This is a genomic window from Blautia sp. An249 (assembly GCF_002159835.1).
In the GTDB taxonomy this organism is placed as follows: Bacteria; Bacillota; Clostridia; order Lachnospirales; family Lachnospiraceae; genus Blautia_A; species Blautia_A avistercoris.
This window is the reverse complement of sequence record NZ_NFJL01000005.1, coordinates 135,708-151,574: the sequence shown is the minus strand read 5'-3', so window position 1 is coordinate 151,574 and position 15,867 is coordinate 135,708. Positions and strand designations below refer to the sequence as shown.

Annotated in this window: 15 protein-coding genes and 1 pseudogene; 13 read left to right on the top strand and 3 right to left on the bottom strand. The window is 39.8% G+C overall.

All coding sequences use genetic code 11. The annotated features are described in order from the left end of the window. Positions 1 to 3 precede the first annotated feature (3 nt). A pseudogene (gene pdxA, locus B5F53_RS06910) lies at positions 4 to 986 on the top strand (4-hydroxythreonine-4-phosphate dehydrogenase PdxA). Positions 987 to 1,050: 64 nt separating this feature from the next. Here pdxA and B5F53_RS06905 read toward each other — a convergent pair. After that, on the bottom strand, positions 1,051 to 1,716 hold the full coding sequence (locus B5F53_RS06905; RefSeq protein ID WP_087221722.1) for a histidine phosphatase family protein: 666 nt from the start codon (positions 1,714 to 1,716) through the stop codon (positions 1,051 to 1,053). 271 nt (positions 1,717 to 1,987) lie between these two features. On the opposite strand from B5F53_RS06905, the gene B5F53_RS06900 reads away from it, so the two are divergent. The 8 genes from B5F53_RS06900 (at position 1,988) to B5F53_RS06865 (ending at position 10,301) form a co-directional block, all read left to right on the top strand. After that, positions 1,988 to 2,683: a GntR family transcriptional regulator gene (locus tag B5F53_RS06900; protein WP_087221720.1), complete on the top strand. Its 696-nt coding sequence runs from the start codon at positions 1,988 to 1,990 to the stop codon at positions 2,681 to 2,683. Positions 2,684 to 2,788: 105 nt separating this feature from the next. Next, positions 2,789 to 4,120: an aminotransferase family protein gene (locus B5F53_RS06895; protein WP_087221718.1), complete on the top strand. Its 1,332-nt coding sequence runs from the start codon at positions 2,789 to 2,791 to the stop codon at positions 4,118 to 4,120. A 37-nt stretch (positions 4,121 to 4,157) separates the two neighbouring features. Then, complete coding sequence (locus B5F53_RS06890) at positions 4,158 to 5,582, top strand: YfcC family protein (RefSeq protein ID WP_087221716.1); 1,425 nt, start codon at positions 4,158 to 4,160, stop codon at positions 5,580 to 5,582. 26 nt (positions 5,583 to 5,608) lie between these two features. Further along, complete coding sequence (locus tag B5F53_RS06885) at positions 5,609 to 6,580, top strand: peptidase dimerization domain-containing protein (RefSeq protein WP_162610548.1); 972 nt, start codon at positions 5,609 to 5,611, stop codon at positions 6,578 to 6,580. A 15-nt stretch (positions 6,581 to 6,595) separates the two neighbouring features. Further along, the gene (locus B5F53_RS06880) at positions 6,596 to 7,720 is read left to right on the top strand and encodes an amidohydrolase (RefSeq protein WP_087221712.1); all 1,125 of its coding nucleotides are present in this window, start codon (positions 6,596 to 6,598) and stop codon (positions 7,718 to 7,720) included. Between the two features lie 15 nt (positions 7,721 to 7,735). Continuing rightward, the gene (gene otnK / locus B5F53_RS06875; RefSeq protein WP_087221710.1) at positions 7,736 to 9,016 is read left to right on the top strand and encodes a 3-oxo-tetronate kinase; all 1,281 of its coding nucleotides are present in this window, start codon (positions 7,736 to 7,738) and stop codon (positions 9,014 to 9,016) included. Continuing rightward, on the top strand, positions 9,017 to 9,610 hold the full coding sequence (locus B5F53_RS06870) for a class II aldolase/adducin family protein (protein WP_087221708.1): 594 nt from the start codon (positions 9,017 to 9,019) through the stop codon (positions 9,608 to 9,610). Then, complete coding sequence (locus B5F53_RS06865) at positions 9,603 to 10,301, top strand: YoaK family protein (protein WP_087221706.1); 699 nt, start codon at positions 9,603 to 9,605, stop codon at positions 10,299 to 10,301. Before B5F53_RS06870 ends, B5F53_RS06865 begins: the two co-directional genes overlap by 8 nt. 172 nt (positions 10,302 to 10,473) lie before the next feature. On the opposite strand, the gene B5F53_RS06855 is transcribed toward B5F53_RS06865, so the two are convergent. Then, positions 10,474 to 11,373 carry a DegV family protein gene (locus B5F53_RS06855; protein WP_087221702.1) on the bottom strand — a complete coding sequence of 300 codons (900 nt, stop codon included), beginning with the start codon at positions 11,371 to 11,373 and terminating at the stop codon, positions 10,474 to 10,476. A 274-nt stretch (positions 11,374 to 11,647) separates the two neighbouring features. Between B5F53_RS06855 and B5F53_RS06850 the strand changes: the two genes are divergently transcribed. Then, positions 11,648 to 12,640, top strand: coding sequence for a LacI family DNA-binding transcriptional regulator (locus B5F53_RS06850; protein WP_087221700.1), 993 nt, complete (start codon positions 11,648 to 11,650; stop codon positions 12,638 to 12,640). A gap of 16 nt (positions 12,641 to 12,656) precedes the next feature. Next, positions 12,657 to 13,541, top strand: a complete 885-nt coding sequence (gene rbsK / locus B5F53_RS06845) for a ribokinase (RefSeq protein ID WP_087221698.1) — start codon at positions 12,657 to 12,659, stop codon at positions 13,539 to 13,541. Between the two features lie 18 nt (positions 13,542 to 13,559). Here rbsK and B5F53_RS06840 read toward each other — a convergent pair whose 3' ends face one another. Beyond that, complete coding sequence (locus B5F53_RS06840) at positions 13,560 to 14,096, bottom strand: phosphohydrolase (RefSeq protein ID WP_242970258.1); 537 nt, start codon at positions 14,094 to 14,096, stop codon at positions 13,560 to 13,562. Between the two features lie 332 nt (positions 14,097 to 14,428). Between B5F53_RS06840 and rbsD the strand changes: the two genes are divergently transcribed. Both rbsD and B5F53_RS06830 read left to right on the top strand, forming a co-directional pair. Then, entirely contained in the window at positions 14,429 to 14,824 is a 396-nt protein-coding gene (gene rbsD, locus B5F53_RS06835) for a D-ribose pyranase (protein WP_087221696.1), read from the top strand. A gap of 28 nt (positions 14,825 to 14,852) precedes the next feature. Beyond that, a complete protein-coding gene (locus tag B5F53_RS06830) occupies positions 14,853 to 15,863 on the top strand; it encodes an alcohol dehydrogenase catalytic domain-containing protein (protein WP_162610547.1) in 1,011 nt (336 codons plus the stop codon). Positions 15,864 to 15,867 lie beyond the last annotated feature (4 nt).

Below are 15,867 nucleotides of genomic sequence, written 5' to 3'. Positions count from 1 at the left end.
AAAATGAATTATTTAGGAATCACAATGGGAGATCCCGCAGGTGTGGGACCGGAAATTATTGTACGGGCGCTTGCAGATAAAAGTATTTTCAAAGCAGGGTACATTGTGTACGGCGCAATAGATATTATGAAACACTATGCAGACTTATTGGATATATCCTTGAATTTTAAACAGATAAGTGATGTGGGTGAATATACGGAGGATGCCGTTAATGTTATCGATCCTGCGGGATTAACCATGGATCAGTATGAAATTGGAAAGCTGTCTCCCAGATGCGGAGACGCGGCCTATAGGTATGTAGAAAGAGCTATTAAAGATGCCATGGACAAAAAGACCAAAGGAGTCGTGACAGCGCCTCTGAATAAAGAAGCCCTTCATAAAGGCGGACACAATTTTGACGGACATACGGAAATCTTTGCCACACTTACAGGAACAAAGAAATATGCAATGATGTTTTACGGACCTCTAAAGATTATGCATGTGTCCACGCACTGTTCTCTCAGAGAGGCCTGTAATCGGGTGAAAAAAGAGAGAATCCTGGACTGCATTGAAATGATGGATAAAGCCCTTAAAAGCACCGGTCTGGCAGCACCTGAAATAGCTGTCGCAGTTTGAACCCCCACGCAGGAGAAAATGGATTGTTTGGAACGGAAGAAATAGAGGAAACGATTCCGGCAATTGAAGAAGCGAAAAAGAAAGGAATTCATGTATCCGGACCGATTCCACCAGATACACTGTTCGGAAAAGTTCTGCGTGGCGTCTATGACGGAGCCATAGCGATGTATCACGATCAGGGACATATAGCTGCGAAGTTAAATCTGATGAATGATTGTGTAAACTGTACGATAGGCCTTCCGATTATCCGGACGTCTGTAGATCATGGAACAGCCTTTGATATTGCCGGAAAGGGGATTGCAGATGGAGCCAATATGATTCAGGCAATGAAAGTAGCAGAAGAATTCCTGAAAGGAAACAGTTCCAATTGAAAATTATGTTTATAAAACACATGCCGCAAGCCATGATAATGTACTTTGCGGCATGTGTTTTTGATTATTTATAAAGATTAGCGCACAAAGACGGATCGTAATAAATCTGATCTGTAAAACGAATGACAGGCTTTGAATCCGTTATTTCTACCAGGCTGACGGAACAATTCTGAGGAACGCCGCCTCTCCAGAAGTCATTGACGGACCCATCAATATAATAGAGAAGGGCCCTTACAGAACACCCGTGTGCGGAAATTAAAATGGTTTTGTTTTGATAAGAGGGAGAAAGGGTAAACTCATCCCAGAAATTGGCCACCCGTTTACAGACATCTGCAACGCTTTCTCCCTCTGGGGCAGCAGGAAAATGCAGCGGATCTGTATAAAATTTGGTAAAATCTTTGCAGGGAACTTCAAAATTGTCTCTGGTACAGATCAGCTCATCCCAGCGCCCCCAGGAAATTTCCATTAGACGGGGATCTTTCACTATGGGAATTGTTCTCTGCGACAACCGGGAAGAAGGAGCGGTTACAATCTGTGCAGTTTCCACGGCACGACTAAGGGGGCTGGAAATGATGCAATCAAAAGGAATTGACCGGAGGCCCTCTCCGGTAATCTCAGCCAGCTTTTTTCCATTTTCATTCAGCGGAATATCGGTATGCCCCTGAAGGCGTCCTTCTGCATTTAATCGGGTTTCCCCATGACGTATAATATAGATTTTTGTTGAATTCATAGTTTCCTCACTTTCTAAAGACCTGGAAACGGAAAACCATTCCCGATTTATATCTTCATTTTAATGGAAAGAAGAAATAAAACAACCATGAAAATATTTTCGGAACAAGTTTTCCGTGAAATTTTTATTTAATTTTGACAAATATTCGTGAGAATATTTTTAGAAAAAAGAGAAAACATAGCTTTTTTTACTATTACATTGACAAAACAGAAAAAATAAACTACTATAACCATATAATCTGAAATTTTAGATTTTAAGAAAGAGGATGAAAATGTTTCAAAAAGTAAAATATAATAGTCTGAATGAATTGATTTATAAAGAGATTAAAGAAAAAATTATTGATAATGAGTTAAAACCAAACGAAAAATTAGATATTGATTATCTGAGCGCATCCATGGGTGTGAGCAGGACACCGGTAACCAACGCCCTTAAATCTCTGCAAAAGGACGGATATGTAGTTATCCACCCCCGCAGCGGAAGTTATGTGCGGGAACTGACGCAAAAGGAAGTGGAGTATATTTTTGATTTCCGGCAGGTGCTGGAATGTGAAATCATCCGGAAAGTAATAGGGGAATTAAGTCAGGAACAACTGCAGGAATTCCGGGATAAATTTGAGACGCTTTTAAATATTTCTCATGTAGAAAACGATATTCAGGTACGGGAACTGGTGAAAAGTTTCTTTGTTATTGAAATTGAGTTCCATGAATACTTAATCAACGCATGTCCCCGGATAATCGGGACTGAGATTATGAATCTGATGGATTTAACAAAACGAATCCGAAAGTTGCACGTATTCCACAAATTGAAAAATTTCGGATGGGAATGTTTCCAGGAGGAGATTACGGTACATATTAAACTGATAGAATCTCTGCTGGCTAAAGAACTGGAAAGCAGCATTCAGTGGATTACAAGAGATATTTGTAAAACAAAAGAGGAAATCCTGGAGAGTTACCAGGAACTTGTGTAAAAATAAAAAGATATAATTAACAAGGTAAGAAAGGAACAGGGGGAAGGAGGGGTGTTTTTAATTAAACTGAAATTTTAGATTTAACATTTTAGAAAGGAGGAGAAAATGGAAAACGTATTGTATTCAGTTATGGAAAAGGAGTATCCGGAAGTCGATTATGGAGATGGAATGTACCTTTATGACACCACAGGAAAAAAATATCTGGACTGCGCGGCAGGAATTGCAGTGGTAAATATCGGCCATGGAGTAAAGGAAGTTGCGGAACGAATTGCGGAACAAGCAGGAAAAGTCAGCTTTGTTTATGGAGGAACTTTTACCAGTAAAGCAAGAAGAGAACTGGCAGAAAAAATTATTGAAATGGCTCCGGAAGGAATGGACAAAGTTTTTTTGTGCTCCGGTGGTTCAGAAGCTATGGAATCCTTATTAAAAATTGCAAGGCAATACTATATTGAGAAAGGGAAAAAAGAAAAATATAAGATTATTTCCAGATGGCAAAGTTATCATGGAAATACAATGGGAACGCTTGCTTTAGGTGGAAGACCTTCTTGGAGAGAAAAATATGAGGTGTATTTTCCTAATAGTATGCTGCACATTTCTCCCTGTAATTGCTATCGGTGTCCCTATAATCTGCAGGAAGAATCCTGTGATTGTCAATGTGCCTGTGAACTTGAAAGAATAATTAAATATGAAGGCCCGGAAACAGTAGCGGCTTTCGTGATTGAACCGATTACCGGAACAACTTCTGCTGCAATTATTCCACCTGCTAAGTATATGAAAAAGGTGAAAGAGATTTGCGAAAAATATGATGTTTTATTCTGTGTAGATGAAGTGATAACAGGCTTTGGAAGAACAGGATTGAATTTTGCAGTTGATCATTATCAGATTGTTCCGGATTTGATGGGCGTGGCCAAAGGATTAGGAAGCGGATATGTACCTATTGGCGGGGTAATCGTTCATAAAAAAATTGTTGATGCAATTACAAACGGTTCAGGAGCATTGACCCATAGTTTTACATTTTCAGGGAATCCTTTGGCATGTGCAGGAGCAAAGGAAGTACTTGATTATATTGAAAAGAAACAATTAATTGAAAAATGCAGAAAAATGGGAAATTTGTTTTTGGAAAAGCTCCAGATATTAAAAAAATATCCGGTAGTAGGCGATATTCGAGGAATTGGACTTCTGCTTGGGGTTGAATTTGTAAGAAATAATAAGGGGAAAGAACCTATTACAAATTTTAATTTCTCAGAAAAAGTAGTGAAATATTGCTTTGAAAAAGGGGTAATACTTACAAGTGGAGTTTCAGGAAGTGCAGATGGAATAGTAGGTGATGCACTTCAGATCGCTCCTCCTTTTATTATAGAGGAAGAGGAGATAGATTTCGTTGTTGCGCTGTTAGAAGAAGCAATTTACAAAACCATGGAACAATCAGAGATATAAGAGTAGAAAACGCTATGTGTGAGTAGGGAGGGATACTATGAATACAGTTGAAGGAAGAGTCAGGGCAAAACGAAAAATACAGTTTCCTAAAGGATTGGTTTTATTAACATTTATGATTTTTATTGCTGTTGTTGCAACCTGGATTATACCCGCAGGTCAATATGAAAGAGTTGTGAATGACGCGGGACAAACAGTTGTAGTTGCGAATACCTATACACAAGTAGAATCAAATCCGGCAAGTATCTGGGATGGATGTGAAGCAATATTAGCAGGTCTTGTGGCTGGTGCTTCAATTGCATTCGCAGATTTACTAATCGGTGGCGCTTTCTCTGTTGTGAAGGCGACTGGGATGATTAATGGAGGCGTATCACTGGTTGTAAAAAAATTTAAATCCAGGTACCAAATTGCCATTATCATTATTATGATATGTTGTTCCACAATGTGTAACTTTATTGGATTATCTGAGTTATCTATGGCAATTATACCGATTATGATTCCGGTCTGTCTGTCGTTAGGGCTGGATTCCTTAACAGCTATGGCGCTTACAGCACTCTCAACCTGTGCAGGATTTGGAGCAGCTATGGCAAACCCGTTTACAGTAGTTATAAGCCAGAATATGGTAGGATTAAAGCTTTATTCGGGCGCATGGTATCGACTTATCGGGCTGGTACTGATCGCAGGAGCGGCAATATGGTATGTTCTGCGGTATGCAAAAAAGATAAAGAAAAATCCCCAGTCCAGTATTATGTACGAGAGAGATAAGAAATTAAGAGTAGAGTATGGCGTCGAAGAAGGAAAAGAAATACAGCATGTTACTATGAATTTCAGACAGAAAGCAGCGGCGGTAACTTTCCTTGCAGGTTTCGTTTTAATGATATTCGGATGTATAAACTTCGGATGGGATTTATCTATGATTGCCAATGTGCTGCTGTGGTCTGCATTTATAAGTGGCATTGTATCCGGATTAAGTTTAAATGAGTTAGCAGATCATTTTCTGCAGGGCCTCAAAGACTTTGTTTTTATCGCGGCTTGTGTAGGATTTGCAAGAGGTACACTGGTTATCATGGAAAATGCGATGATCGTGGATACAATTGTAAATGCGGTAGCTAACGTAATCCAGGCATTTCCGCCTACTTTGTCAGCTTTTGGTATGTTAATCTTCCAGGCACTTTTCAATTTTATTGTTCCATCTGGTTCCGGACAGGCATTATTAACTATGCCGATTATGTTCCCATTGGCAGATGTCTGTGGAGTAACCGCACAGACTGCCATATTAGCATTCCAATTTGGAGATGGATTTACAAACTTGTTATGGCCGACTTGCGGAAGTTTATGGGGATACCTTGCCCTAACTAAAGTAGAGTATACAGAGTGGGTAAAATTTGTGGCTCCGTTAATGGGAATATGGTATGGAATAGCAGCAGTACTTGTAATTGTCGCACAATTAATTGGATTTGCTTAACCATTAAAACGAAAGTGGGGATGCTTATGGAGAAAAAAAGTATTTCTTTAAATCTTCAGAAGGAATTAATACAGATGGGATTTGCTCCATTTTATTGTAAAGAAAAAAGGGCAGTACTATTTTTCCAGCCTGATAAAGAAGATATTTGTCCGATTCTGTTGTATTTTAACAAGAAAGATAAAAATGCATTTGAAACAAGTCAGATCATTCTTTCTGTATGCAGTTATATTTCCCAACATCCATCTGAATATAAAGGAGTTGGAGTGGTGTTTGGAGATGAAGAGGTAAAAGAAGATGCAAAGAAAATAGAAATGTCAGTTGCTCCGTATCTTATAGGGATTTCTCTATCAGCGGCAGTTGATTTACGTCCGGGTATGGCAGCTTTGTATCTGATTCATAATATGGCAGCGAAAATCAGCGTAGATATTACAGGACTGACTGCCCATGGTGCAGCTCCGCATTTAGGAATTAATGCTGTAGATGCTGCTGCTCTGGCTATCAGTGCAGCTCAGTTTTCTATTAATAATATTGATACAACTGCTTCTATACGGCCGATTTTAATTGATGCAGGACAGGGAGCCATTAATAAAATACCAGATGCCGCTCATATTGTTCTGGAGGTAATGGGAATTGATGAAAGCAATTTGAATATCCATATCAGAACTGCTAAAAATGCAATAGAAAAAGCAGTTTGTTCTATAGGGGCAATCCCGCATATAACAGAAGAAATAAATACCATATTTTCTGGTAAAATGCCTGACGGCCGGGTGCATTTGGCATTGGAAAAGAGTTTGTCAAACAGATATAAGAAAGAACAAATAGTGCCTTATACTTACTGTAAAGGGACCGACAGATTTCATTTTTACGAACAGATTTTTCAGGCTGATGCAGGTTATCTGGGGCTGCCTCTATTTGAAAAGGGAGAGAAAAATGTGAATCTGTTAATAAATACAGCCACGTCTGTTTTTTTAGAAACAGTTAAAAGCTTACGCAGTTAAAAAGGAGGGAGTTAAATGTGTGACAAGCTGGAAGGATATGTTCACGATGTATACCGGCATTTGCATAAAATTCCTGAGAAAGCAATGGAAGAATATCAGACTTCAGAATTTTTGGCAAAGTCTTTAGAGTCTTTTGGGTTTCTTGTAGAAAGAAATGTGGGAGTGACAGGCGTGGTAGGGATTCTGGACAGTGGTATTCCGGGAACTGTATTAGCCTTACGGGCAGATATGGATGCGTTGACTTATGAAATTGATGGAAAACTGGAGTGCAGGCACACATGCGGGCATGACGCCCATTGTGCTATTGCTTTAACTGCAGCAAAGGCGGCGGCAGAAAGAGGACTCAAATCAGGAAAATTAATTATTATATTCCAACCAGGAGAAGAACCGATTTTAGGCGCACTTGCAATGATAAAAAGCGGTAAATTAGATTCTCTCGGAATAAATGAATTATACGGACTTCATATTCGTCCTATCGGAGAGACGACCTGCCGTTTTGGATATATGTCGCCTGCAGTCGTTACTAGCGCATCCGGAAGAATTCGGATAAGGTTTTTTGAAGGGAAGGAAGATTATACAAATACATCTTCTAATATTGTGAATGCAATTGTATTAGCGATAAATGCCGTTAATACAATTCATATGGATCCTACAATACGCTATTCTATTAAAACAACACATCTGGAAATGCGTCCAAAAGTAAACGAAGAGCTGCCCGACTGTGCGGAAATGATTGTTGACTGTAAACATCTGAGTACAAAATTGTATCAGGAAATGCAGAATAAGGCGGTAAAAGCCATAAAGTCAGTTGCAGAAGCTGTGGGAGTTTCTGTAGAAACGGAAGCCATTGAGTATGTACCGGCAGGAGAGTTTCATGAAGAGGCGATACAAGTGGCAAAACAGGCCATTATTGAAGAGCTGGGAGAAGAGCATTGCGCTCCTTTTACCTATTTTGCCGGAGGTGACGATTTCAACTATTTAGTACAACATCTGAAATGTAAGGCAGCTTATATGGGACTTGGCGCAGATGCAGATCCGGGACTTCATCATCAGGATATGAAAATAAAAAGTGAGTGTTTGGATAATGGAGTAAAGGTAATGAAAAATATTGTTGGACAAAGACTGGGATACTTGACCTAAAGGAAGTGAAAACGAATGAGTATATTCTTTGGATGTGTTGCAGATGATTTTACCGGAGCAAGTGACGGAGCCTCCTTTTTGGTAAAAGCAGGGGTATCAACAATTCTGGTTAATGGGATTCCGGAGGATGATATGCCTGAAATCTCATCAGAAGCTGTTGTTATTGCATTAAAATCGAGAACACAGAATACAGAGGAAGCAGTGGCGGACTGTATAAAAGCATTTCAATGGCTGATAAAAAAAGGTGCGAAAGTATTATATTTCAAATATTGTTCTACATTTGATTCTACCGATGATGGAAATATTGGCCCTGTAATCGATGCTGTACTGGAAAAATTTAATTATCCGTATACGGTTTTATGCCCGTCTCTTCCAGTGAATGGCAGAACAGTTAAAAATGGAAAATTGTATGTATATGGAAAACTTTTAGAAGAAAGTTCTATGAAAGATCATCCAATTACACCAATGAGACACTCCCGCTTATCTGATTTGATGAAAAAACAAGGAAAATACAGATGTTTAGAAACATCTCTTCCGGTTACCGAAGAATTCTTTGTAGATATAAAAAAGGAAATCGATTTGTCCGGTCATTGTTATTTGGTACCTGATTATGAGAATGATAAGCAAGGAGCTGAGATTGTAAATACATTTCCTGAAATTGGATTCTATACAGGCGGATCGGGATTAATGGAACATCTTGCGAAAAAATATGTTATGGATAACGGAGAAAGGGAAAAAAGCAAAATCTTTTTTAAGTCTCCCGGAAAAGCCTGTATACTGGCAGGGAGCTGTTCCGAAGCAACATTAAGCCAGATTGAATACTTTCAAAAAGCCGGATTGCCTACTTATAAAATTTTACCTGAAAAAATTATAAAAGAAGAATTAAATTCAGAACAGATATGGAAGGAGGCTGCAGAGAGCGCGGGAAATATTATTTTTATTTATAGTTCAGCCTCAGTTCAGGAAAGAAGAAAAAATCAGCATTATGGTAAAAAAAGAATATCTCAGATCCTTGAAAAAGTAATGGCAGATTTAGCGAAAATTGCTCTAGATAACGGTATTCAAAAAATTATTGTTGCCGGAGGAGAAACGTCTGGTGCGGTAATAAAAGCGTTAAAATATCAGGCATATTGGATAGGTGAAAGTGTAGCTCCCGGGGTGCCGGTAATGACTCCAATTGAGTTTCCTGAAGTAAGGTTAGTGTTAAAATCAGGAAATTTTGGAAAACAAGATTTTTTTATTAAAGCCATTAAAACAATTGATGTGCATGAAACAAAAAGAAAGGAAGCTCAGTAAATGGATGAACTTAAAGTCAAATTTGAACAGGTCATATGGATAGCGAAAACACTTTTTAAAAGAAGTATGGTGACAGGTTCTACAGGAAATATCAGTTTCAGAAATGAAAACGATGTATATATTTCAGGGAGCGGCACCTGTTTTGGAACAATAAAAGAGGGGCAGTTTTCAAGACTTTCGTTAAAAGGGAATGTTATTAATTCTGTAAAGCCCAGTAAAGAATATCCACTGCATTTGATGCTGTATAAGAATAAACCGGAAGTGCAGGCAGTGATACATACCCATAGTTTTTACTCGGTTCTTTATTCTTGTATAAAACATGAAAATGAAAGTGACATTATTCCATCTTATACACCGTACTTAAAAATGAAAGTAGGAAAAGTAGGATTAATACCTTATGAAAAACCAGGAAGTGAGGAGCTTTTCTCTGCAATGGAAAAAAGGCTAATCCACAGTGACGCATATATTTTAAAACAACATGGAACTGTGGTTTCAGGAAAAACGTTAATGGATGCTTTTTATGGATTAGAAGAATTAGAGGAAAGCGCGAAGCTGGCATGGTTTTTAGAGCAGAAAAAGGAATTGGATGTATAAATATAGCTATAGAAAAAAGAGCTTCTCTATTGAAAAAAAATGGGATATAAATATTTGTATACATTATAATATGTCAATATGCGGCGGATTTCTGGGAGCCTATGCTCTTCTTGGAAGGATGGATATTTTTGGTTCGTCGCAGACAGTTAATTTAATAGACGCGATCTTCGAAATATTAGGAAAAAATTGGGAAGAGGCGGTATTACATATAGGCGCCTTCCTGGTTTTTTCCGGTTCAATCGTATTGTCTGTCTTATTAACAAGAAAAACATCACTAAATTTAAAATATATAGCTATTTTTATCGAGACAGCAGTTGTTATAATTGAAGGCGCTCTTCCGGATTCCATGAATGCACTCATTGCGTTGTATCCTATCTTTTTCGTTTCGGCTTTTCAGTGGAGTGTTTTTAAAGGTGCAAAGGGGTATGAAAGCTCAACAATCTTTTCCACAAATAATGTAAAACAAACAATGATTGCATTGACTGAATATTTTATTTGCAGGGAAAAGAAAGAAGAGAGAAAAAAATATGCGGAAAAGGCAAAATTTTTTGGAGGTACTCTTATTAGCTATTATGCAGGAGTGAGTATCGAATATATCAGTTGGAAATTAATAGGGATGCATAGCATCTGGGTTTGTGTTGTTCCATTAATCGTATGTTTGAATTTCTTAATAGTATCGGATGTAAAATGAACCTAAAGGCCGGAAAATGCCAATTTAATGAAAAAAACTGATTTTTCGAAGAAATGCCGGAACCCCATACGCAGGAATTCTTCTGTTTTGGCCGTCAGTTTAAAGAAACCAGGATTCATAAGTACAAAGGGTTCAAGCCCCTCAGGAGAGAGGAGCTTGAACCTTGTTTTTATTATTCGGGCAGGCATCTCTTTAAGACTCCAATACCAATGGGATAGGGACCGGTATGTACCCCTATGGTAGCGCCGATAAAATGATCTTCTTGTTTCTCTATGGAAAATCCCTCTTTCTTCAGAAGTTCCCACAGTTGTGCAGAGAAGGAATGATATTCAGACAAATCGTAGCCATAACCAGTTACAATCCGGTATTCTTTCGGTGTAATGGCATTCTCTTTCAGATAGTTGACAAACAAATCAAAGAGCTTCTTCAGAGATTTTTTCCTTCCGCGGCTAAAGCCCAGAGGGAGCAGTTCCTGCTGATAATAAGCTAAAATGGGCTTTACGTTAAGTATCGTTCCTGCTAAGGCGGCTGCTTTCCCGATTCTGCCTCCATGTTCCAGGTAGGAAAGATCCTTTGTGGTAAAGAAAATATAGCCGGTATCACGGATGTCCTCTAAAAGAGAAACGGCTTCTTTTAATGAATATCCCTTGTCTCGCAGTAAAATGGCCTCTTCCACAAACTGTCCCTGCAAAACGGTAACCAGGCGGGAATTCATAACGTGGATCTGCGCCTGTGGATATTCTTCCAGTATTTCCTCTCTGGCATTTAAAGCGGACTGCATAGAACCGCTGAATTTGGCGTTCAGACAGATGCACAAAACGGGAATCTGTTTCTGTACGAGAGGAAGAAACGCATCCATATAATCCTGGACTGACGGCATAGAGGTTTTGGGAAAGAGATTGGGATTTTCGGCCATTTTCTGATAGAACTGAGGTATCTGAAGTTCTTTCCCTTCCTTTTCATAGGTATTACCGTCAAATGACACATAGAAAGAGACAAGAGTAATCTGAGATTTTTCTGCAAACTCTTCTGATAGATCGCAGGAACTGTCACTGACGATTTGAAATTTCATATAGATTAAACTCCTTTGTAAATTTTGAGTAAAATATTGAACATCGTTGAAGAGTATTATAACCTTTTGGGAGAGAATTGACAAGGGAAAGACAGGAAAGAAAACCATTTATTTTCCGGCTTTTAACTTGGTAGAAATGCTGAAAACACCCTGTGTTTTTTGGCAGTTTGTCCGGGAATCCAATGTTGACAAATAATAGATGGAAACACTATAATGAAAGAAAAATGAAACGGGTTTCAAGAAGAAAAATGAAACAGTGAAAGGGGAGAATTCTATGACAAGTATCCGGGAAGTCGCCCAGATGGCGGGAGTTTCTCCGGCTACCGTTTCCAGAGTAATAAACGGAACTGCTAAAGTTGATGAGGAGAAAAGACAAAGAGTGGAAAAAGTAATCCGTGAGACAGGATTCCGGCCCAATGAGGTAGCCCGTTCCCTGTTTAAAAAATCATCCCGGATTATCGGAATGGTGATTCCGAATATTGAAAATCCCTTTATCAATGAAATTGCAAAAGCCGTGGAGGCAGAAGCTTATAGAAAAGGATACCGTGTGACACTGTGCAATTCGGAGGAAGACAGCAGGAAAGAGCTGGAAAGCATACAAATGCTGGAGAGAATGAACGCAGATGGAATTATTCTGATGACAAACAGCGATGAACAGGGGAAAAATCTGGGAGGTTTTCAGATTCCCATTGTTACCATCGACCGAAAAGGCAGCGAAGATCACGCCATCGCCTGTCTGCAGGCAGATCACTACACAGGAGGGAAAATTGCGGCAGAATATCTGGTAAAGTGCGGGTGTAAAAAGATTGTTAACATGAGAGGGCTTCAGAAATATTCCAGCGCCAGGGAACGATTTGCGGGGTATATGGATATTTGTAAAAAGTACAATTTAAAGCCCGAGTATGTGGAATGTGAGTATAATTTTGAAGATGGTTTTCGGAAATCGGTGGAGCTTTTGAGAAAGTATCCGGATGTGGACGGAGTAGTGGCGGCAAATGACATGGTAGCGATCTCCCTCTATAAAGTGCTGACAAAGAAAGGGTATCGGGTTCCCCAGGATGTCCAGATTATCGGATTTGACAATATCAATCTGAGCTGGCTGTTTACCCCGGAACTCACCACAGTTGCACAGCCGATTAAAGAGATGGGAAAAACGGCGGCGCGGATTATCATACAGAACGTGGAAGGAAAAAAAGTAAAAAAAGAACATATTTTTCAGGTAAAACTGGTGGAAAGGGACACGACTGTCCTTAGAACATATGAGTAAAAGAAAGGGGAAGGATATGAAAATTTCAGTAGTGGGAAGCATTAACATGGACATGACAGTAACCGCAGAGAGAATTCCGCTGAAAGGGGAAACCTTAAAAGGTGAGAATCTACGTTACATTCCCGGAGGAAAAGGCGCCAATCAGGCAGTAGCCATGGCCAGATTAGGGGCTGATGTGGAAATGTTCGGCTGTGTGGGAAATGACAGCGCCGGAAAAGCGCTGATTCAGAATATGAAAGAAGCAGGGATTGAGACTTCCCACATTAAAGTAATCGAAGGAACGCCAACGGGAATCGCCATGATCACTGTGGGAGAAAACGATAATACCATTGTTGTAGTGGCGGGGGCCAACGGTTGTGTGGACAAAGCCTATATCGATAGTATAAAAGAGGCGATTCTGGATTCAGAGATTGTGCTGTTACAGCATGAGATTCCCCTGGAAACGGTTTCCTATGTGGTGGATTTATGTCATGCACACGGAGTAAAGGTGGTGTTAAATCCGGCGCCGGCAGCTCCGGTTTCAAAGGAAACTCTGGATAAGGTGTCTTATTTAACACCCAACGAACACGAAGCAGCGATTTTATTCGGGGAAAAACCCCTGGAAGAAATGCTGCGTCTGTATCCGGGAAAACTGTTAATTACCCAGGGCTCCAGGGGAGCCAGTATCTGCCTGGAAAACGGTCAGATTGTACAGGTACCGGCCAGAAAGGCGGAAGTAGTGGATACCACCGGAGCAGGAGATACTTTAAACGGAGCCTTTACCATGCAGATTGCCAATAAAGTTCCCGTGGAAGAAGCCCTGCGGTTTGCCAATGTGGCGGCCAGTCTTTCCACGGAGAAGTTCGGAGCCCAGGGAGGGATGCCCGAATACGAAGCAGTAATAAAAGAACTTGAAAAATAAAATTAAATCAGAAGAGTTTTATTTTTGAAGCTGTTTAAACAGGGAAAGAAATTCCTGTTCTACTGCAGCGCTTTCTTTCAGAAGGAAATCCGGCTGAGAATATAAGTGAGGGAGAGAGGGAGCTGTGTATCCATTCATCAGGATAGACAGCTCATTTTCCAACATTTCATTATCTATGGTTTTCATTTTTCTATAATCTTCATCTGTCAGGCTGCCAAGACCAAATTTACGGAAAATGGCGGCCAGAATCTGATCTTCTATTTGCATGTAATTAGCCAGGTGTTTTTTTACAGGACGAATAATATCTGAAATATAGGCTTCACTTGCATCGTGAAGCAGACAGGTAAGAGCCTGTGTATCGGACCAGTTTCTGGCCTGTGCTTCTTTGGCGCAGTTTACGCAATGCTGTCCCACAGAATAAAAATACTTCAGATGACCACTGCCGCGGCATAAAAGGCTGAGGGCGTGGGCAATGTCTTCAATCGCAATATCCTCATTTCTTAAATTCAGGGGATTTACCCGTAAACCACTGAATGTACACATGAAATCATGCATGTTCCGATCCTCCTATAATAAAAATTGATTTCTTGAATGATTTTATTATACAGGATTCTTTTGTATGACTCAATGTGTTCTTTCTAAGCTAAATTATCAGAAAATTAGGGGGGGGGGTAAAATAAATCAGTAAAAAATGAGTATATATTTAATATACATATTTTATATGCAAATTTAGGTGATAATTACTAAAAAGAGAAAAGATTCAGAAAAAAGATTGACACAAAAATATAAATCTGGTAATAATTAAATAACAAGAGTAAGAAACCGGTTTCCATTTACTCTGAAGATTGACAGAAATAATTTTGCATTTGAAAGGTTGGGTACAGGAAATGAAACGAAATTATATTTTAAATGGGGAATTAAGCAAGGCAGTCGCCGGCGTGGGACATACCCAGTATTTGGTCCTTTGCGATGCCGGTCTTCCGATTCCCACGGGGGTGAAAATGATAGACTTGTCATTAGTTAAAGGGAAACCTTCTTTGATGGAAACCTTGAAAGCGGTTTCAGAAGAAATGGTAATCGAATCATTTATTGTGGCATCGGAACTGGAAATGGTAAATTCTAAATTTCTGGGGGAAATACAGGAGGTGCTAAAGGGAATTTCCTACCGGACGGTGGAACATGAGAAATTTAAAGAGCTCACGAAAAGTTCCTACACCATTGTCAGAACAGGGGAATGTTCTTCTTATGCCAACCTGATTCTGGTGGGCGGTGTGAACTTTTAATTAAAAAACAAGAAGAGGAGGTATGGGTTTGAAAGCAGCAGTATTTGAAAACGTCGGAGTATGGGGAGTAAAAGAGGTTCCAAAGCCGGAGATAAAAAAGCCGGATCAGGTGCTGATCGAGGTGGAGGCCTGCAGTATCTGCGGAACGGATGTACATATTACGGCAGATCCTCCGGGATACATTGCCACAGAAGGAACCGTTTTAGGCCATGAATTCTGTGGAATTATCAGAGAAAAAGGAGAAAGGGTGGATCAGCTTGAGATTGGGGATCGGGTTGTGGTAAATCCCAATAATTACTGTGGGAAATGCGTCTATTGCCGGAAAAATCTTCCCAACCAGTGTGAAAACATTGAAGCTCTGGGAATTGATTATGATGGGGCTTTTGCCAGGTATTGCGTGGTCAGCGATAAGGTGGCTTATAAGATTTCCAATGAGGTGGATGCGTCAGTGGCTGCCTGTGCGGAGCCTCTTGCCTGTGCAGTAAACGGACTGAACAAAGTGGATATAAAACCTTCCGATTCCGCAGTAGTAATCGGAGCGGGTCCCATCGGACTGATTATTGCGATGCTGCTGAAAAAATCAGGAATTAGCAGATTATTTATCCTGGAGACAGCGCCTTATCGAATGGAATTCACGAAAGGTTTAAATTTAGGACAGGTAATAAATCCCATAGAAGAAAACGCGGCAGAGAAAATTTATAAAGAAACAGAGATAGGTGCAGATTATGTTTTTGATGTAACCGGTTCACAGATTGCAGCCAGCATGGAGCTGGTGAGAAAAGACGGAACCATTGTTCTTTTTGGGGTAAACAAACAGGCCAGAAAAGAAATCGCACAATGTGAAATTACAACCAAAGAAGTAAGGGTACTGGGAACCTGGCTGGCAAATGCCACCTTCCCGCAGGCAGTGAAGATTCTGGAGGAAGAAGTGATTGATATGAAGTCGCTGATTACGGATACGTATCCTCTGGAGGAGATAAAAGAAGGTATGGAAAAATTAAGAAAGGGACAGGCAGTGAAAGTCATTATAAAGCCGTAAGGAG